This window comes from Bradyrhizobium sp. USDA 4501, assembly GCF_054062115.1.
Map to the genome: position 1 here is coordinate 3726955 of NZ_JBSSEX010000001.1, position 18334 is coordinate 3745288.

Annotated in this window: 20 protein-coding genes and 1 pseudogene; 5 read left to right on the plus strand and 16 right to left on the minus strand. The window is 64.5% G+C overall.

Annotated elements, in window-relative coordinates; translation table 11 throughout:
- Positions 1-44: 44 nt before the first annotated feature.
- The 12 genes and pseudogenes from ACVWZM_RS17085 to ACVWZM_RS17140 all read right to left on the minus strand — a co-directional run bounded on the left by ACVWZM_RS17085 (position 45) and on the right by ACVWZM_RS17140 (position 7931).
- Entirely contained in the window at positions 45-200 is a 156-nt protein-coding gene (locus ACVWZM_RS17085) for a response regulator (RefSeq protein ID WP_225162097.1), read from the minus strand.
- Between the two features lie 54 nt (positions 201-254).
- Complete coding sequence (locus ACVWZM_RS17090) at positions 255-749, minus strand: aminoacyl-tRNA deacylase (protein WP_456853973.1); 495 nt, start codon at positions 747-749, stop codon at positions 255-257.
- A gap of 39 nt (positions 750-788) precedes the next feature.
- On the minus strand, positions 789-2315 hold the full coding sequence (bchE, locus tag ACVWZM_RS17095; protein WP_456853975.1) for a magnesium-protoporphyrin IX monomethyl ester anaerobic oxidative cyclase: 1527 nt from the start codon (positions 2313-2315) through the stop codon (positions 789-791).
- Between the two features lie 113 nt (positions 2316-2428).
- The gene (locus tag ACVWZM_RS17100; RefSeq protein WP_456853977.1) at positions 2429-3169 is read right to left on the minus strand and encodes a di-trans,poly-cis-decaprenylcistransferase; all 741 of its coding nucleotides are present in this window, start codon (positions 3167-3169) and stop codon (positions 2429-2431) included.
- A 29-nt stretch (positions 3170-3198) separates the two neighbouring features.
- Positions 3199-3621: a transcriptional regulator gene (locus ACVWZM_RS17105; RefSeq protein WP_456856703.1), complete on the minus strand. Its 423-nt coding sequence runs from the start codon at positions 3619-3621 to the stop codon at positions 3199-3201.
- On the minus strand, positions 3608-4225 hold the full coding sequence (locus tag ACVWZM_RS17110) for a hypothetical protein (protein WP_057015349.1): 618 nt from the start codon (positions 4223-4225) through the stop codon (positions 3608-3610). Before ACVWZM_RS17110 ends, ACVWZM_RS17105 begins: the two co-directional genes overlap by 14 nt.
- A 128-nt stretch (positions 4226-4353) precedes the next feature.
- The gene (locus ACVWZM_RS17115) at positions 4354-4710 is read right to left on the minus strand and encodes a DUF1428 domain-containing protein (protein WP_028335567.1); all 357 of its coding nucleotides are present in this window, start codon (positions 4708-4710) and stop codon (positions 4354-4356) included.
- Between the two features lie 144 nt (positions 4711-4854).
- Positions 4855-5592 (minus strand): DUF899 domain-containing protein, encoded by a 738-nt coding sequence (locus ACVWZM_RS17120; RefSeq protein ID WP_057015348.1) that lies wholly within the window; start codon positions 5590-5592, stop codon positions 4855-4857.
- Positions 5593-5610: 18 nt separating this feature from the next.
- Positions 5611-5973 (minus strand): annotated as a pseudogene (locus tag ACVWZM_RS17125) (SRPBCC family protein); the annotation flags it as partial.
- Positions 5958-6413, minus strand: coding sequence for an ArsR/SmtB family transcription factor (locus tag ACVWZM_RS17130; protein ID WP_225162100.1), 456 nt, complete (start codon positions 6411-6413; stop codon positions 5958-5960). The gene ACVWZM_RS17130 and the pseudogene ACVWZM_RS17125, both read right to left, overlap by 16 nt.
- 87 nt (positions 6414-6500) lie before the next feature.
- Entirely contained in the window at positions 6501-6788 is a 288-nt protein-coding gene (locus tag ACVWZM_RS17135; RefSeq protein ID WP_076824556.1) for a DUF3551 domain-containing protein, read from the minus strand.
- A 171-nt stretch (positions 6789-6959) separates the two neighbouring features.
- A complete protein-coding gene (locus ACVWZM_RS17140) occupies positions 6960-7931 on the minus strand; it encodes a Bug family tripartite tricarboxylate transporter substrate binding protein (protein ID WP_057015345.1) in 972 nt (323 codons plus the stop codon).
- Between the two features lie 204 nt (positions 7932-8135).
- Between ACVWZM_RS17140 and ACVWZM_RS17145 the strand changes: the two genes are divergently transcribed.
- Both ACVWZM_RS17145 and ACVWZM_RS17150 read left to right on the plus strand, forming a co-directional pair.
- The gene (locus tag ACVWZM_RS17145; protein WP_057015344.1) at positions 8136-8555 is read left to right on the plus strand and encodes a VOC family protein; all 420 of its coding nucleotides are present in this window, start codon (positions 8136-8138) and stop codon (positions 8553-8555) included.
- A 208-nt stretch (positions 8556-8763) separates the two neighbouring features.
- Entirely contained in the window at positions 8764-10344 is a 1581-nt protein-coding gene (locus tag ACVWZM_RS17150) for an AMP-binding protein (protein WP_456853979.1), read from the plus strand.
- A gap of 102 nt (positions 10345-10446) precedes the next feature.
- Here the strand turns inward: ACVWZM_RS17150 and ACVWZM_RS17155 are convergent, their stop codons facing one another.
- From ACVWZM_RS17155 to ACVWZM_RS17170, 4 genes are all read right to left on the minus strand, one after another.
- Complete coding sequence (locus ACVWZM_RS17155; protein WP_057015343.1) at positions 10447-11736, minus strand: cytochrome P450; 1290 nt, start codon at positions 11734-11736, stop codon at positions 10447-10449.
- 151 nt (positions 11737-11887) lie between these two features.
- Positions 11888-12985 (minus strand): HD-GYP domain-containing protein, encoded by a 1098-nt coding sequence (locus ACVWZM_RS17160; RefSeq protein WP_076824550.1) that lies wholly within the window; start codon positions 12983-12985, stop codon positions 11888-11890.
- A 290-nt stretch (positions 12986-13275) separates the two neighbouring features.
- Entirely contained in the window at positions 13276-15561 is a 2286-nt protein-coding gene (locus ACVWZM_RS17165; protein ID WP_456853981.1) for a molybdopterin cofactor-binding domain-containing protein, read from the minus strand.
- Positions 15558-16049 (minus strand): (2Fe-2S)-binding protein, encoded by a 492-nt coding sequence (locus ACVWZM_RS17170; RefSeq protein ID WP_026192016.1) that lies wholly within the window; start codon positions 16047-16049, stop codon positions 15558-15560. Before ACVWZM_RS17170 ends, ACVWZM_RS17165 begins: the two co-directional genes overlap by 4 nt.
- A gap of 309 nt (positions 16050-16358) precedes the next feature.
- On the opposite strand from ACVWZM_RS17170, the gene ACVWZM_RS17175 reads away from it, so the two are divergent.
- From ACVWZM_RS17175 to ACVWZM_RS17185, 3 genes are all read left to right on the plus strand, one after another.
- Positions 16359-17147, plus strand: a complete 789-nt coding sequence (locus tag ACVWZM_RS17175; RefSeq protein WP_456853983.1) for an alpha/beta fold hydrolase — start codon at positions 16359-16361, stop codon at positions 17145-17147.
- Positions 17144-17479, plus strand: a complete 336-nt coding sequence (locus tag ACVWZM_RS17180; RefSeq protein ID WP_028335556.1) for a hypothetical protein — start codon at positions 17144-17146, stop codon at positions 17477-17479. Before ACVWZM_RS17175 ends, ACVWZM_RS17180 begins: the two co-directional genes overlap by 4 nt.
- A gap of 134 nt (positions 17480-17613) precedes the next feature.
- Entirely contained in the window at positions 17614-18288 is a 675-nt protein-coding gene (locus ACVWZM_RS17185; RefSeq protein WP_076824544.1) for a dienelactone hydrolase family protein, read from the plus strand.
- Positions 18289-18334 lie beyond the last annotated feature (46 nt).

Genomic DNA, 18334 nt, shown 5'->3' on the forward strand with positions numbered 1-18334 from the left:
CGGTTAACCCGATATGACTTGAGGCCGGATAATTTGTCGCGCGGCTAGAAGAGACCAGCGCTGAGATCGAGGCCGTAGCTTGCCCTGAGCGCCGCGACGAACAGGACCGCGGAGGCAAGCAGCAGGACATGCCGGGCGATGCTGCTCCGAAGCGAATTGGCCGGAAACGCGCGTGCGATCGATTGAGCCAAAGCAGTCATTTGCGACCTCCGGAACCACGTCCCGAAGGTAGGTCGCGGGCAGCGCAGTGAGGTTCAATGCGGCTCGCGGATCGGCCGGCGGCGCGCCAATGTGCTCTGTTCGGGATCACTCGGTGCCCGCACCCGATTCTTGAAGCGGTGACCGACCACGATCAGCCTGCCCTCGGCGCGGATTACGGTATCGGCCGATGGCGCGGACGGCAGATTGTCTTGCGTGACCGCTTCCAGTGCACGCAGGAACTCGCGACCGGCCGATGTGATCTCCCAGCCTTCGACGTCACGGAGCACATAGCCATGGCTAAAGATGTCGAGTTCGGGGACCCGCGACGCCAGACGTTTGATCCGCGCATGCCAATCGTCGCCGCTCGATGAGAGCACGGCGAGATCGTGCTTAAGTGAATTGATTGTGGTTTGCCGCGGACGTGACTGGCCAATATTTTTAAGATCGCAACCTGTATGCTCAACTCGACGCCTCGACCGCCACGGTTCTTTTTGTTCTGCGCAGCCGACCTGGAAATTATCGCGCTGATGACTGAGGCGTCCAGTCATCAGCGCCAGATATCCAGAACCCGACAAAACGGTATCGACTTACGCCGCGCGTGATGTGCCGACGCGGCGCTCGGGCCGGTGCGACGACATCGATTCCTCCTCCATATCCTGCGGCGCGCCCCAAAATTCCTGCACGGTGGGCCCGTTCTTCAACCTCTTGTCGCGCAGGAAGCCGAGGATTTCGTGCGGCCAGACCCGGCGGCCCATCTGCGTGTACCAGCGCATCGCGTGACGAAGTCCGGCGTCGCGGTGGAGCAGCACGCGGAGCAGCGCCTTCGGGCGGCACTGCAGCACCATCTCGGTGAACTTGAACCAGAGCAGCACGCGCCATGGCGGCATGTGCCGGGTCGCCAGCACCTGATGCTTGTAGTCCCAGAGCCTGCGATCGGTCTGGATGACGCGCCGCTCCGCCGCGAGACGGAAATACGGCGTCCAGCGATGCGGCGTGACGTAGAGCATCTGGATCTGGTCGGGATCATAGGACAACAGCTGCCTGAGACCACGCCAATGATCGCGATCGGTCTCCTCCTCGAAGCCGACCACCCAGGTCGCCATCGACAGGATGCCGTGCTGGCGCATCAAACGGATGGCTTCGCGATCGATCGTGGTGGTCGCGCCCTTGCGGATCAGCTCCAGCGTCTTCTCGTCGGTGTTCTCCATGCCGAGCAGGAAGCGCTGCCAGCCCGCCTTCTTGTAGAGATGCAGGATATCGGCGTCGCGCACGATGTCGTCGGCGCGGGTCGAGCCGACCAGGATCAGATCGACATCCTCCGCGATCAGGGCCTCGAGAAAGGCCCGCCACGCCTTCTTCGAGACGGTCGGATTCTCGTCGGCGAAATTGATCACCTTGACGCCGTGCTCGCGATGGAGCCGCGCCAGCTCCTTCGCAAAGCGCACGGGATCGCGGTGCCGCCACCGCGTCCAGAAGCCGCGCTGGCCGCAGTAATTGCACAGATGCGGACAGCCGCGCGAGAATTGCACGACGACGGCACGCAGCCCGCCCCAATAGCTGTAGCGCGCGTGATCGATCAATTCCCAGCCGACGCGATAGGCATCGAGGTCACGGATGACAGGCGCAGGCGGCGTCACGCGCGGCCCGTAATCGTCACGGAATGCGATGCCGTTGATGATACGGAGATCCTCGCCGGCCTCCAGCGCTCGCATCAGACGCCGCGCCGTCTCTTCGCCCTCGCCGCGCACGATCGCGGTGATGTAGCGCTCCTCGCGCAGGATGTCGCGCCAGTGATAGGTCGGAAACACGCCGCCATAGACGATCCGCACACCGGGCACGGCCTTGACGATCGCCTGCGCCACCTCGGCGATGACAGGATGGCCCGACGTCGAGCCGGAATGGCCGAACAGCACCGCATCCGGTGCAAATCTCGATGCCTCCGCCACGATGGCTTGGACCGGCATCGGCCCGAACTCAGCATCGATAAGACCAACGTCGTGGCCGTCATCGATCAGCGGCCCGCCGATCGACAGCAGGCCGAGTGGCGGCAGATGGTCGTCGGGGATCCGGCTGCCGATCGCCGGATGCGGCACGTTGATGAGAAGAATGCGCATGGATGATCGCTCCCGCTTTGGTTGGCGTGATCGTTCGTCCCCGCATCTTGTGAGAGAGAGCCCAACCCCCCGGCCGGGCTTTAGGAATAGAGCAGTTGGCGCGGCTTGACGCGTTAGAGGTTCGGCACCTCCGCCGGCGCGATCGCGGTCAGTCCGCCGAAGCGGCGCTCGCGGCGATGGAAGGAGCCGAGTGCGTCGGCGAGATCGTCGGCATCGAATTCGGGCCACATCCGCTCGGTGAAATGCAGCTCGGCATAAGCGCCCTCCCAGAGCAGGAAGTCCGACAGCCGCTTCTCGCCCGAGGTGCGGATGATCAGGTCGACGTCGCGCAGCCCGGCCTCGCCGGTAATGAGATCGGAGAGCGTCTCGCGGCTGAGCTCGCCGGCGCCGGCCGCGCGCGCGGCGGCGTTCAGGATGGCGTCGCGCGCCGAATAATCGATCGCGATGCGCAGATGCAGCGTGGTGCCGCCGGCGGTCTCGGCCTCGGCGCGCGTGATCGCGGCGGCGATGCCGTCGGGCAGCCGGTCGCGGCGGCCGATCACGGTGAGGCGAACGCCGTTGCGCACGAGCGCAGCGATCTCGTTGGCGAGATAGAAGCGCAGCAGCCCCATCAGTGCCGCGACCTCGGCCTTCGGACGGCGCCAATTATCGCTCGAGAAGGCGTAGAGCGTCAGCGTGCCGACGCCTTGGTCCGGCGCGGCCTCGACGATGCGGCGGATCGCCTCGACGCCGGCCTCGTGTCCGCGCAGCCGTGACAGGCCGCGCCGCGTTGCCCAGCGGCCATTGCCATCCATGATGATGCCGACATGGAGCCTGAAGGCGGCTTCCGGCTTGAGCGCGACGTTACTTTGCATCACAAAGTCTCCGGACAAAATGAGATGGTTCAAACCGGCTGGATACCGAGGCGGCCAGCTGCGCGGTCGTCCTTGCCGGCGGCCTTTTCTGCCGTGCCGGCGGCCCTCTCGGCCGTGCCGGCGGCCTTGGCCGCGTCGCGCACCAGCTGCTCGAGCACGGCGAGATAGTCGAGGAAGCGGCGACGACCACTCTTGGTCAGGCGGCAGGTGGTGTGCGGACGATTGCCTTCATAGCCCTTGATGACATCGACGAGACCGGCCTCCTGCAGCACCTGGAGGTGCCGGCTGAGGTTGCCGTCGGTCAGGCCGCAGAGCTGCTTGAGATCGGCAAAGGCGAGCCCCTTCGGATGCGCCATCAGCGAGCTCAGCAGGCCGAGCCGCGCCTTCTCGTGGATGACGCGGTCGAGGCCGTCATAGGCGAACGGCGCGGTGGTCAGGTCAGTCTTCGGCATCATGGCCTCCGGAAGCGAAATAGAGCAGCGCTGCGAGCAGCAACTGGCCGATCGCGAATGGCAGTCCCATGGTCCAGGGCGACAGCGCGTGGCTCTGGCTTGCGATCAAGAGCACCGTGAAGCCCGACAGGAAATACCAGGCGCCGCCGAGCGCGATCGTGCGCGGCAGCAGGCGGACCGAAGCGAACACGCCGAGGCTGACCAGCACCTGCCACAGGCCGGGCAGCATCCACAACGTCTCGGGCGCGAACTTCCATTGCAGGATCGCGAGCAGCACGCCGGCGATCGCCGCGGGAACGAACTGCTCGATCGCCTGCTGGACCATCGCGTCCGCAAGGCCGGAATGATGCCGCCGCGAGCGCGCCTGCATCTCGATCCAGATCAGCACGGCGGAGACCAACGCGGCCGCCGCCCAGCCTGCGAGGAACGCGATCGGATGAGCGGTGGGATCGGCGAGCCAGAGATATTGCGCAAGCGCCGTGACCAGCGCGATGCCGCTGGTGGCGGCGACGGTCGCCGGACCGTAGCCGCGGAACGCCGTTCCGGCCGCAATCTGGCTGCGGATGGCGAGGATATCGGCCAACGCCTTGTCGAGGTCACGCATGATTCGCCCGAACTTTGTATTGCAAAGTATACGGGATCACCAAGTAAACGCAAGCGGCATCGCGCGGCTTGCCGAGCGTGATATTTAACAGCCGGTTACTGCGCGGATTGCGGCGAAACCGTGCCGCGTCAGACCTTCACCAGGCTGGCGAAGCCGCCATAGATCATCCGCTTGCCGTCGAACGGCACGTCACCCATGCTCATCGATGCCAGGCGCGGATCGGCCATCACCTTGGCGTTGATCCGGTCGCGCTGGGCGCGCGACTTGTAGGTGATCCAGGCAAACACGACGGTTTCGCCGGCCTTCAGTTTCACGCTCTGCGGAAACGAGGTCAGCTTGCCTGGCTTGACGTCGTCGGCGACCCATTCGCGATAATCCAACGCGCCATACTCGCGCCAGACCTTGCCGGCCTTCTTCGAGAGTTGCGCATAGGCTTTGAGTTTCTTCTTCGGCACGGCGACGATGAATCCATCGACGTAAGGCATTGGGCGGTTTCCTGCTGTTTGGGCTCCCTCTCATTGCGAGCGCCAGCGAAGCAATCCATCTCTCCAAACGCTGAAGATGGATTGCTTCGTCGCTTCCACGCAAAATTGCCCTGCAATTTTGTCGCGAGCCCCTCGCAATGACGATCAGCTGTGACAGCAGGATGCCTGAACCGGCGCCGGTTGGTACTGGTCACGTAGCCGCACCCAATCCATCGGATAGGGCAATCCTTCCTCGTGGCGGCCGAGTGGCGTCAGGTCGAGATAGTGATAGGCGGCATTCATCATGTCGAGGCCGCGCGCGAAGGTCGAGTAAGTGTGGAACACGCTCCCTGTCTCATCGCGGAAGAACACGCTGATGCCGGGCAGTTCGGGACCATAGAGCGGCGTCGTTCCATAATTGTATTTCGCGTTCCCCGCATCGATCTGCGCTTGCGTGAACGACACGCCGTAATCGTAGTTGAAGTCGCTCTCTCCCGAGGAGACCCAGTCGAAGGTCCAGCCCATCCGCGCCTTGAATGCGTCGAGCTTGACGAGCGGCGCCCGCGAGATCGCGATCATCGTGGTGTCGCGCGCGGCGAGATGCGGAACCATGCGCTCGAAACCGTCGGCCCAGAACGAGCAGTTCTTGCACGCCGCGTCCCACTCCGGCGCGAACATCACATGCTGCACCACGAGTTGCGGCCTGCCCTTGAAGAGATCGCCGAGCGTCATTTTGCCGCCCGGCCCGTCGAACACATAGTCCTTGTCGACCTTGACCCAGGGCAGTTCGCGGCGCTGCCGGCTGAGCGCTTCGCGGGCCTGGGTCAGTTCCTTCTCACCGGCCATCAGCGCCTTGCGGGCTGCGATCCATTCTTCGCGCGAGACGATCATGTGCTGTTGCATGGGATGCTCCTTTGCAGGTCAGGCGTCGACGAAGCTTTCCAGATTGCCGAGGAATGCGGTCCAGCCGCGCTGGTGGTTGTCGCGGGCGGTCTCATCGACGAACTGCGCGTGATGGAAGGTGAGCAACGTACCGCCGGCATCGGGCTTGATCGATATCGTTACCTCGGATTCGCGTTCGGGCGTCGAATGCCAGGCCCAGCTGAACACCAGCTTCTCGTTCGGCACCACCTCACGATAGACGCCGCCGACCTCGTGATATTCGCCGTTGGTGCCGATGAATCCGATGCGATAGCGTCCGCCGACGCGGACATCGAGCTCCGCACGCGTCGTGGCCGGCTTGACCCCACCCGGTCCGAACCACTGCGCTAGATTTTCCGGCTCGGTCCACGCGGCGTAGACTTTTTCCGGCCGCGCGCGGAGGCGCCGCGTGAGGGTGAGGCTTGGGCGCGCGGCGAGGCCGGCGTCGGCGGCGACTGCGGATTGGTTTGCCATGGTTCTTCCTCCACAAAGGCTGCAAGGCGGTCGAGATTGTCGGACCAGAATTGCGCATAGCGATTGAGCCAGTTCATCGCCTGCTCCATCGGCCGCGCGGTGAGCCGGCACGCCACCGTGCGGCCGGTCTTTTCGCGCGCGACGAGACCCGCATCGGTGAGCACGTCGAGATGCTTCATGATCGCCGGCAGCGACATCGCGAATGGCTGCGCCAGCTCGCTCACCGACAGGCTTTCCTGGTCGCCGAGCCGCGCCAGCAGCGCGCGACGGGTGGGATCGGAAAGCGCCGCAAAGGTGCGGTCCAGCGTCTCATCCTGATACTTAACCATATGGTTTAGTATAGGCGCAAACGGCGTGACGTCAAGTGCGCGGCTTCACGATCACGTCAGCATGGACCTTGCGGTGATGCCGCAACGCTAGTCGGGATAAACGGTCCGGTGCCGACGCTGATAGCGGCCCGGTGGTGGCGGCGGCGGTTCGCTGAACAGGAAGCGCGGATTCTCGCCGCAATAGAGATAGCGGCCGGACACGCTCGCGAGGCATTGCTGGTAGGTCCGGTAAGCGCATTCGCCGGGATAACCCAGGCTCGGGCCCTGCGCGCACCATGGGTAGTCATAAGGATCGGCGGAAGCGGGCGTGATACTCGCCGCGCCTGCGAGCGTCATCGTTCCCAGAACAAGCATTGCCAATCCCGATGCGCGCATGATCCGGCTCCTCGGACGCCGCAGTTAGCCAGGTGCGGCATCTTTGATAAGGTTCCTGAAGGTCATTTTATTCCGCGTCAAGGCCGACGAAACCGGCTTCGGCCAGGGACCGGCTGTACCACGCGGGCCACGTTTGTCCCGCGCGATCCAGCATCGCGCCTCTTGCGAGGCCTACTCGACCTTGAGGCCGGCGAACTCGACCACCTTCTTCCACTTGTCGGTTTCGGCCTTGATGTCGTTGCCGAAGGCTTCCGGCGTCTGGATCAGCGGATCGCCGCCGAGCTCGACCAGGCGCTTCTTCATGTCGGGTTCGGCGAGCACGGCGTTGATCTCGGTGTTGAGCCTGGCGATAACTTCCTTCGGCATGTTCTTCGGCGCGCCCATGCCGAACAGCGCGCTCGCCTCGTAGCCCTTTACAGTTTCGGCAACCGACGGAACATCGGGCAGTTGCGAGGATCGCTCCGTTGAGGTCACAGCCAGCGCGCGCAGCGCGCCGGAGCGGATGTGCTGGATGATCGAGGGCATGTTGTCGAAGATCACCTGCACCTGGCCGCCGAGCATGTCGGTGATCGCGGGCGCGGCGCCGCGATACGGCACGTGCTGCATCTTGCAGCCGGTCATCGCCATGAACATCTCGCCGGAGAGATGCACCGAGGTGCCGTTGCCGGAAGAGGCCATGTTCACCTTGCCGGGATTGGCCTTCACATATTCGATGAACTCGGCGACGGTCTTGGCCGGCACGTCCTTGTTGACGGTCATCACGTTCGGCACGCGATTGAAGGAAGCAACCGGCGCGACGTCGCGCACGAAGTTGAACTTCAGATTGGCGTAAAGCGAGGCGTTGATGTAATTGGCCGGATTGACCAGCAGCACGGTGTAGCCGTCCGGCTCGGCATTGATCGCCGCCTCGGTGCCGATATTGTTGCCGGCGCCCGGCTTGTTCTCGATCACGAATTGCTGCCCGAGCCTCTCCGACAGCCGCTGCCCGACCAGGCGCGCGATGATGTCGGTGGCGCCGCCCGGCGGATAACCCACGATCCAGCGCACCGGCCGCGCCGGATAGTCGGCAGCGGAAGCGCGGCCGATCGCGAATGTCGAAATCCCCGACCCGATCAGGCCCAGCGCGGTACGGCGTGAAATCATGAAGTTTCTCCCAATCCAGCAGGGTTTGGCGCCCTGCCCGTTTCTGTTGCGTTGCGTGCGGCGCGGTTTTAACAAACAATGCCTGAAGCGACCAGTGCGACACGTGCGCCGCCGACCGCGACGAAAGACTAAGCTTCGGCTCTGATCGCACCAGAACCGGCGACCACATCGCTCGAAAGCACTCTGGACCGAAGAGGATCGATCATGTCCGTCAAGGTGAATGGGCTCGACCATCTCGTGATCAACGTCACCGATGTCGTGCGCTCGGTTGCCTGGTACAGCAGGATCCTCGGCATGGAGGTGAAGGTGTTCGACCCGGGCAAGGGCAAGACACCGCGCACCTCGCTGGTGTTCGGCAACCAGAAGATCAATGTGCGGCCGCGCGATGCCGACAAGGTGGACTGGTTCACCGCCGATCACGAGGCGGCCGGCAGCGACGATCTCTGCTTCCTCACTTCGAGCACGCCCGAGGAAGTGGTCGCACATCTGAAGGCCAATGGCGTCAGAATCGAGGAAGGCCCGGTGGCCAAGCAGGGCGCGCGCGGCACGCTGCGCTCGGTCTATTGCCGCGACCCCGACGGCAGCCTGATCGAGATTTCGTCGTACGAGAAGAACGCGACGTAGCTTTCGTTCGTCCTTGCGAGCCGACGCGGCGTCGAATGCGCGCCCGATGACGGATGCCGCGAATAAATCGATCTCTTCCGTGCGGCGGAACAGATTGCTTCAGCGCAAAACCGCTTTGCAAATCCCGATTTGCTCTCGGCGCACGCCGATGGCAGAACTGCTCCCAACCAAGATCAATGGCGGCCGGCAAGGCCGCGCGGGAGGACATATGAGCAATTCAAAAGCAGTGCCGGGCGTCGTGGGACCGTTTGCGGGGCTCGACGTGCCTTGGCTGCTGCGGATGCGCGCCGAAGTGCGCCGCGACCATCCATTCCTGATCTGGGCGCCGTTCGACACGGCGGCACGGCGCTGGAGCTACGGCGAATTCCATGAGCGCGTCGGCGCGCTGGCTGCGGGCCTTGCGAAGCGCGGCATCCGGCAGGGCGACTATGTCCTGATCCATCTCGACAATTGCGTCGAAGCGATCATGTCGTGGTTCGCCTGCGTCGAGCTCGGCGCCATCGCCGTCACCACCAACACCCGTTCCGCCGCCGCCGAGATCGAATATTTTGCCGGCCATTGCGGCGCGGTCGCCGCGATCACCCAGCCGGCCTATGCCGAGCTGATATCAGCCAACTGCAAGGGCCTGCGCTGGATCGCGGTGACCTCGCACGACGCCGGGCAAGCGCCGGCACAAACGCCCGCGCACGGCGACAGTTTTGACGCGCTGTTTGCCGACAGCGCCGACCGGCCACGTCGCCCGACCGATCCGCTCGCCCCCTGCAGTGTACAATACACCTCCGGCACCACGTCGCGGCCGAAGGCGGTGCTGTGGACCCACGCCAACGCGCTGTGGGGCGCCAAGATCAACGCCGCGCATCAGGATCTGCACGCCTTTGACGTGCACCAGACCTATCTGCCGCTGTTTCACACCAACGCGCTGGCCTATTCGATGCTGGCGAGCCTGTGGGTCGGGGGCACCTGCGTGATCCAGCCGCGCTTCTCGGCGAGCCGCTTCTGGCCGGTGGCGCTTGAGCATGGCTCGACCTGGACCTCGACGATCCCGTTCTGCATGAAGGCGCTGCTGGAGCACGAGGTGCCGAAGAAGCACAAATTCCGGCTCTGGGGCACTGCCGTGAACGAGCCGCCGGCATTCGCGGTGTTCGGCATCAAGATCATCGGCTGGTGGGGCATGACGGAGACCATCACCCACGGCATCATCGGCGAGGTCGATCAGCCCAACACCCCGATGTCGATCGGGCGCGCCGCGCCGGAATACGAAATCCGCATCGTCAATGACGACGGCGCGTCGACCGGCGTCGGCGAGACCGGCAACCTCCTGATCAAGGGCATCCCGGGCCTGTCGCTGTTCGCCGAATATCTGCACAACGAAAAGGCCACGCGCGAGAGCTTCGACGAGCACGGCTACTTCATCACCGGCGATCGCGTCACGATGCTGCAGCACGGCTACATCAAGTTCGGCGACCGCTCCAAGGACATGCTGAAAGTCGGTGGCGAGAATGTCGCGGCCTCCGAGATCGAACAGGTGATCGCGGTGGTGCCGGGCGTGCGCGAGGCCGCCGTGGTGGCGAAGAAGCATCCGATGCTGGACGAGGTGCCGGTCGTCTTCATCATCCCGCAGGCCGGCGTCGCCAAGCTGCCCGTCGACCTCCACGACAACGTCATGGCCGCTTGTCGCGCAGGCCTCGCCGACTTCAAGTTGCCGCGCGAAATCCGTTTCGTCGACGAGATGCCGCGGTCGACGCTGGAGAAGGTCGCGAAGGCGGAGCTCAGGAAGATGGTGGAGTGAGGCGGACTTGATCGCGTCATTCCGGGGCGATGCGTTAGTATCGAACCCGGAATCTCGAGATTCCGGGCCTGGTCCTTCGAACCATCCCGGAAGGACAAGTACTCAATTCACCTCGAACCGGATCGGCAGCTTCTTCGGGCCGTTGACGAAATAGGCCTGCGTCATCTTCACCTCGCCGTCGAGCGACAGCGACTTCAGGTGCGGCAGCAGCTCCTCGAACAGGATGCGCATCTCGAGCTTGGCGAGGTACTGACCGAGACAGAGATGCGCGCCATAGCCGAACGCGACATGGCGGTTGGGCTTGCGGTCGCTGCGGAAGCGATCGGGGTCCTCGAACACCTCCTCGTCGCGATTGCCCGAGGCGTAGCACAGCATCAGCCAGTCGCCCTTGGCGATCTTGCGGCCGCCGAGCTCGGTATCTGCGGTGGCCGAGCGCATGAAATGCTTGACCGGCGTCATCCAGCGGATCGACTCGTCGACCAGGCCCGGAATCAGGTCCGGATTGGCCTTCACCTTGGCGAATTCCGCGGGGTCCCTGGCCAGCGCCCAGATCGCGCCGGCGGTCGATGATGAGGTGGTGTCGTGGCCCGCGGTCGCGACGATCATGTAATAGCTGGTCTGGTCGTGCTCCGGCATGTAGTCGCCGCCGATCTTCGCATTGGCGATGACGGTGGCGAGATCGTCGCGCGGGTGCTGGCGGCGATCCTCGGTGATCTTGCGGAAGTAGGCGGAGAAGTCGGCGATGATCGCCTGCAGCATCGCCGAGACCTGCTCCGCGCTCAGCGCGTCGCGGACGCGCGCGGTGTCGGGATCCTGCGGGCCGAACAGCTCCTGGGTCAGCTTGAGCATGCGCGGCTCGTCCGCCTCGGGCACGCCGAGGATCTCCATGATGACGTGCAGCGGATAGCCGAGCGCGACATCCTCGACGAAGTCGCAGGCGCCGCCCCTCGCGAGCATGCGCTGCACCGTGGCGCGCGCGATCTCGCGGACGCGGGCCTCGAACTTGCCGAGATTGGCCGGCATGAACCAGCCTTGCGTCAGCGCGCGATATTTCGGGTGATCGGGCGCGTCCATCTGCACCAGCGAGCGCACCAAATTGGGCCCGCCCGTGATCTTGCGAACGCGCTCCTCGAGCGCCTGCGTCGTCAGGGTGGTCGGCCGATCGGCGTTGTGGAACAGCTCGTTCTGCCGGCTGATCGCCTGGATATGCGCGTGCTTGGTCACCACCCAGAACGGGTCGAACTTCTCGGGCCGCGCGATGCCGAGCGGGTTGTTGGCGCGCAGCCAACGATAGCTGTCGTGGATGCGGTCGTCCGCATAGGCGACGGGATCGACGAGGGTTGCCGCGATGTCGGCGGGGATGTCGAAATCCCCGGTCGTTGCCGTATCCATGATCGTCCTCACCCGTCGGAGCATCGGTCTTGCCGATGATCACCGGAATCTAGGCGGAGGTAAGGAGCGCGACTTGCGTTGATTGGCTAGAGCCATCGCCTCAGCCGGCATTGCGACGACGAAGCGACGAAGCAATGACGGGGTTGAGGACTCAATAGTGCCCGAACGCCACCGGGCGGAACGCCTGCAGCAATTGCTGGTCGAGCTTGCCGCCCATCTCCTCCATCATGGAGAACGCCTTGGCGTGGGTGAACTGCAGCCGGTAGGCGCGCTTCTCGACCAAAGCGGCATAGACGTCGACGATCGTGGTGACGCGGACGATGTCGCTGATCTGGTTGCCGCTGAGGCCGTTCGGATAGCCGGTGCCGTCGAGGAATTCGTGGTGATGCAGGATCACGTCGAGCATTTCCGGCGGGAAGCCGCCCTGCGCGGACAACGCCTCGTAGCCGCGGCGCGGATGCTCGCGCATCTCGGCCATTTCCTCCACCGTCAAGGCGCCGGGCTTGTCGAGCAGCGCGACCGGGACGAAGGCCTTGCCGACGTCGTGCAGCAGCGCGGCGCGGGCGAGCCGGCGCTGATCGTCCTCACGCATGCCGAGGTGCTGCGCGAACGCAACCGCAAAACCGGTCACGAACAGGCAATGACGATAGGTCTCCTGGTGATGGCAGCCGACCGTGGTCAGCCATTCGCGCAGCGAGTTGTGCTTGATCGCCTTGAGGATCTTGTTCTCGGCGGCGACGATGTCCTCGAACTTGAGCGGCTCCCCGGCGCGCATCCGCTCGAACATCTTGACCATCACGCCGTGCGCGGCTTCGACGCCGCGGTTGAGCGCCTTGCCGCGATCGGTCTCGTCATAGCCGCTGTCGTCGGGGAATGCGGCGCGGATGCGCTGCAGGATGCCGCGCGCATCGAACGGCCGCGAGATCGTGTCGGTGGCGCCGAGCGCCCAGGCCTGCATCGAGGCGTGATGCAAGGCGTCCGCCAGCACGAACAGCCGCGGCATCTCGCGATAGGCGTCGGCCTGCAGCTTGGCGCGGACGAGTTGCACGGCTTCGGGCGAGCGCAGATTGATGTCGACGACGATGCCGGAGAGATCGCGGGCCGGCTGCTCGGGAATGTCAGAGGTCGGAACGGTATCGACCTCGCCCACCGAGCGCAGGATGTTGGCGAGCTCATTGCTCTGATCGCTTCGATCTGACGCCAGCAGGAGGCGGCGCTTCGAAGTCTGGTTGTTGGCTAAGGCAGTCATGGCATCCCCGTCGCGGTAACGACCGACGCCGGACGCTACCTGACGATGCGTTCCCTCCGGCTTAATGGGGATGCTGAACGGCGCTTAAGCGCAATGGATACAATTTGAGCGATCGCCGAATCCGCCAGCAAAATCAGGCCGGCCGGAAATCGATGCAGTTGCGCAGATCGGCCGTGAATCATGAATTTCTGCGGCGTCAAGGTTGATGCCGTCACTGCCCGGCCGACGCGCGGAGCAAAGAAAAACGCCGGAGAGCTCGTGCTCTCCGGCGTTCTTGTTCGTTCAGGCCGTTACGCCTTCATCGCAGCCTTGACGGCTTCCGCGGTGATCGGCAGGCCGCGAACGCGGGCACCGACCGCGTTGAATACGGCGTTGCCGATCGCCGGCGCCACCACCGTCACCGCGGGCTCGCCGACGCCGGTCGCCTTCTCGCCATTGGCGATGACGTTGACCGCGACTTCCGGCAGCTGGCTCATCCGAAGCGGCGTGTAGCTGTCGAAGTTGGTCTGCTCGATGCCGCCGTCCTTCAACGTCGCCTTCTCAAACAGCGCCAGCGACATGCCCCACAGCGCCGCGCCCTCGACCTGGGCCCGGATGCCGTCGGGATTCACCTGCGTACCAACGTCGGTCGCAACCGTCAGCTTCTTCACCGTCACCTCGCCCGACGGGGCGACCGCGACATGGGCGACGCAGGCGGTCCAGCTCGCCGTGGCGCGCTCCTGCGACGACACGCAGGCCACCCCCATGCCTTCGCCCTTGGGCAGCTGCTTGGTGCCGTAGCCGGCAAGGCCCATCGCAGCAAGCAAGGTGTTGCGGAGACGCTGCGCGCCGCCGTCATTCTTGCCCTTGCCGTCGAGCAACGTGATGCGCAGCTGCGCCGGGTCCTTGCCGGTCGCATGCGCAATCTCGTCGATCATGCTTTCGACCGCCCAGAACGTCCAGCCCGGCGCCACCGAGCGGAGCTGACCAGACGGGGTGGCGTTGTGCGCCATCTCGTTCTTGATCGCCCGCACATAGTGGTTGGGCACGGTGTAGAAGAAGTCCGCTCCGTTCACGGTAAAGGAGTCGAGCGGACCCTTCTTGTCGACCGACGGTGTGAGGAAATCGGGGATTCCCCAACGCGCGGTCGGCCAGGCCGAGACCACGTCGTGGCTCATCGCGACGATCTTGCCGTCGCCGTCCATGCCGGCCTTCACCTTCTGGTAGGTCAGCGGACGCGAGAAATCCATCGTCATGTCGTTTTCGCGCGTGTAGATGACCTTGACCGGCTTGCCGACGGCCTTCGCCGCCTGCACCGCGGGCACCATCATGTCGGCGTCGAGACGCCGGCCGAAGCCGCCGCCCAGCCACATCTGGTGCATCACCACGAACTTCGGATCGATCCCGGCTGCGCCGGCCGCAATCGCGCCGGAGCGCGTCGCGAACTGGTTGCCGGAATAGATGTGCAGGATGTCGCCCTTGAACTCCGCGGTGGCGTTCATCGGCTCCATCGGAGCGTGGATGTTGATGTTGGTGGTGTATTCCGCCTCCAACACCTTGGCCGCCGAGCCGAAGGCCGCCTTGGGATCACCGTCCTTGACGAAGAACTGGCCGGAATCGTCCAGTCCCTGAAGCCGCTTGGCTTCCGTGAGCAGCGATTCGCTCGACAATTTTGCGTTCGGACCGCCGTCATAGCTGATCTTCAGCGCAGCCGCGGCCTTCTTCGCCTGCGCATAGGTGTTGGCGACCGCGACGACCCAGCCGGTCGTGGTTGTGGTCTTATCGTCGAGGGTGACGGCCTTGATGAAGCCGGGCAGCTTCTTGGCCGCGCTATCGTCGACCGACTTCACGGTGGCGCCGTAACGCACCGGCGGGGTAACCAGCGCGCCGTAGACCATGCCCGGCACCATCACGTCGATACCGTACTTGGCCGTGCCGTTGACCTTCGACGGAATGTCGAGTTGCGGCACCGAGACGCCGATCATGGTGTACTGGTCGGGCGTCTTGAGCTTGATCGCCTTCAGATCATCCGCCGTGAAAGTCTTGGTCGCCTTGCCGCTCTTCACCACTTCGGCGAACGACATCAACTTCTTCGACTTCGCATGGCTGATCTTGGAATCGCGCACCACCAGCTCGCCGGCCGGCACGCCCATGGAGGCCGCCGCCGCCTCGGTCAATGCGATGCGGCCGGCTGCGCCGGCGCGGCTCATGGCATCGAAGTTCATCATCGTCGACCAGCTGCCGCCGGTGATCTGCGCGCCGAGCACGGGATCGTTGAACTTCGGGTCGTTGGAGGCGAGCTGAACCCGCATGTCCTTCCAGTTCGCGCCGAGCTCTTCGGCCACGATCTGCGCCATGGTCGAGGCGACGTGCTGGCCCATGTCGGCCTTGCCGCAGGTCACGGTGACGAGACCGTCGGGCGCGATCGAATACCAGACGCTCGGCTCGAAGTTGGCGGGCGCGGGTGCCGCGAGCGCCTGATCGATGCCGGACCCGGCGTAGCCGAGCACGAGGCCGGTTGCAGCGGTGCCGACCAGGAAGGAACGGCGGCTGAGATCGGTCGTCTCTGGCGCGAGGTTTTTCACGTGCTTGTTCATGTGGCCCTCCGCTCGGATCCGGTGGCCGATGCGGTGCGCATGTCGGACGCAGCGCGCATGATCGCCTTCTGGATTCGTGAATAGGTCATGCAACGGCAGAGGTTGCCGTCCATATGCGCGACCACTTCTTCCTTGGTCGGGTTGGTGTTCTTCGACAGCAGTGCCGCCGCCTGCATGATCTGGCCGGACTGGCAGTAGCCGCATTGCGGCACCTGCTCGGCGACCCAGGCCTTCTGCAAGGGATGATCGCCCTTGGCGGAGAGGCCTTCGATGGTAGTGATCTTCTTGCCGACGGCGTCGGCGACCGAGGTCTGGCAGGACCGCACCGCTTCGCCGTTGACGTGAACCGTGCAGGCGCCACACAGACCGGCGCCGCAACCGAATTTGGTGCCCGTCATCTGCAATTGCTCGCGGATGACCCAAAGTAGCGGCGTGTCATTGGCCGCCTCGACGGACATATTCCGTCCGTTGATATTGAGATTTGGCATCTCTCTCCCCTTCCGGTGTAGGAAGCCGCTTACGGCGGCAACTCACTGTTGGGTCTTGGCCGGCGCCCACCGGGTAAGCGACAGTTGCCGAAACAATGATCCGGTTCCCGGCTGGAGGCAATCCAATTTGGAATTGCTCGAAAAGAATAAATTTCCGAAGATGCCTGTTGTGCGATGCGGCAACGGCATGACGCTTTTTGGAATACCAGCGTTGGTGTCTAATCGACAGGCGCTTGCTCAAAGCGTCGGCAGCAAGCATCGGCAACGCCGTCCGATGACAGCGGCGAGAGAAACACAAGGAGCCCGTCAATGGCCAAGCTCAACCGCAACGGCGTCGAGATCTACTACGAGATTCACGGCAGCGGCCCGCCGCTGATCCTGACCCACGGCTATTCCTCGACTTCGGCGATGTGGCAGGGCCAGATCGAGGCGCTGTCGCAGCGGCACAAGCTGATCCTGTGGGACATGCGCGGGCACGGCCAGTCCGACTATCCCGACGATCCCGATGCCTATAGCGAAGCGCTGACGGTCGGCGATATCGCCGCTCTGCTCGACGCCGCCGGCGCCGACAAGGCGATCGTCGGCGGGCTGTCGCTCGGCGGCTACATGTCGCTCGCCTTTCATCGCACCCATCCGGAGCGGGTGCGGGCGCTGCTGATCATCGACACCGGCCCGGGCTTCAAGAAGGACGACGCCCGCGAGGTCTGGAACAAGCGCGCCCGCGAGACCGGCGACCGCTTCGACCGCGAAGGGCTCGAGGTGCTGAGATCGCTGAGCGCCGAGCGCGCGTCGGTCACCCATCGCAACGCCAGGGGCCTCGCGCTCACCGCGCGCGGCATGCTGGCACAGCGCGATGCACGGGTGATCGAATCGCTGCCCGGGATCCAGGTGCCAGCACTGGTTGTGGTTGGCGCCGACGACACGCCGTTCCTGGCGGCGTCCGACTACATGGCGGCAAAAATCCCCGGGGCGCGGAAGGCGGTGATTCCGAACGCCGGCCATGCCGTCAACATCGACCAGCCGCAGGCCTTCATCGCCGCGGTGCTGCCGTTCCTGGATGGCCTTGAAGCCGGCGCGCCGGGAAAGCCCGCGCCATGAAGACAATCGCCGTTGCCTTGTTGCTGACTGCGGCGACGACAGGGGCGAGCGCGCAGAAGCTGCCGTTCGTCACAGCCCCGTCCACTTTCACTGCGACGTTGTCGAACACCACGCCGCTGGCGTTCGGCATGGGCGTTGCGGACGCGCAGCGCGCGCTCGGCACGCCGCTCACCTATGTCAGCGGACGGCCCGGCAACGAGATCTTCCTGACCTTCCGCGACCTCGGCGGCAGCGGGCTGTTTCCGCACCACGACCGCCTCTTCCTCCAATTCCGCAAACACCGGCTGACCGGCTGGAAGGCCGACTGGGGCGAGAACTGGATGTGGCGCTAGAGCATGGTCCGGAAAAGTGCGAAGCGGTTTTCTGAAACGGCCATGTTCAAACGAAGAGCCAAAGCGCGACGACGATGTCATCGCGCCTCATCATCGAGAGCTTCATGCACCCCCCAAACTGACAAGGATGGACCATGGGACAAGACATCAAACTCAAAGCTTCGGACGGATTTGAACTCGGCGCCTACCGCGCCGACCCTGCCGGCGCGCCGAAGGGCGCGGTCGTCGTGATCCAGGAGATTTTTGGCGTCAATCACCACATCCGCTCGGTCTGCGACCGGCTGGCGAAGGAAGGCTATGTCGCGGTTGCACCTTCGATCTTCGACCGCATCACGCCGAACTTCCAGAGCGGCTATTCCCCCGACGAGATCGCCGAGGCGCGGAAGTTCGTTGCCAATCCGGACTGGGCCGCGATGCTGCGCGACAGCCAGGCGGCGATCGACGCGGTGAAGCCGGTCGGTCCGGTCGGCATCATCGGCTTCTGCCTCGGCGGCAGCGTCGCCTATGCTGCCGCCACCAAGCTGGCCGGGCTGTCAGCCGCGGTCGGCTATTACGGCGGCGCCGTCGTGCGCTTCGCCGACGACAAGCCGGCGGTGCCGACGCAGCTACATTTCGGTGAGAAGGATGCCGGCATTCCCCTGAGCGATGTCGAGACCATCAAGTCGAAGCGGCCCGAGGTCGAGGTCTTCATCTATCCCGGCGCGCAGCACGGCTTCCATTGCGACGAGCGCGCCAGCTACGACAAGGCAAGCGCCGACATCGCCTGGCCGCGCAGCATGGAGTTTTTCGCAAAGCATCTGAAGAAGTGACGCTGCAAGCGTCATTCCGGGCGATGCGCAGTATCGAACCACAGAT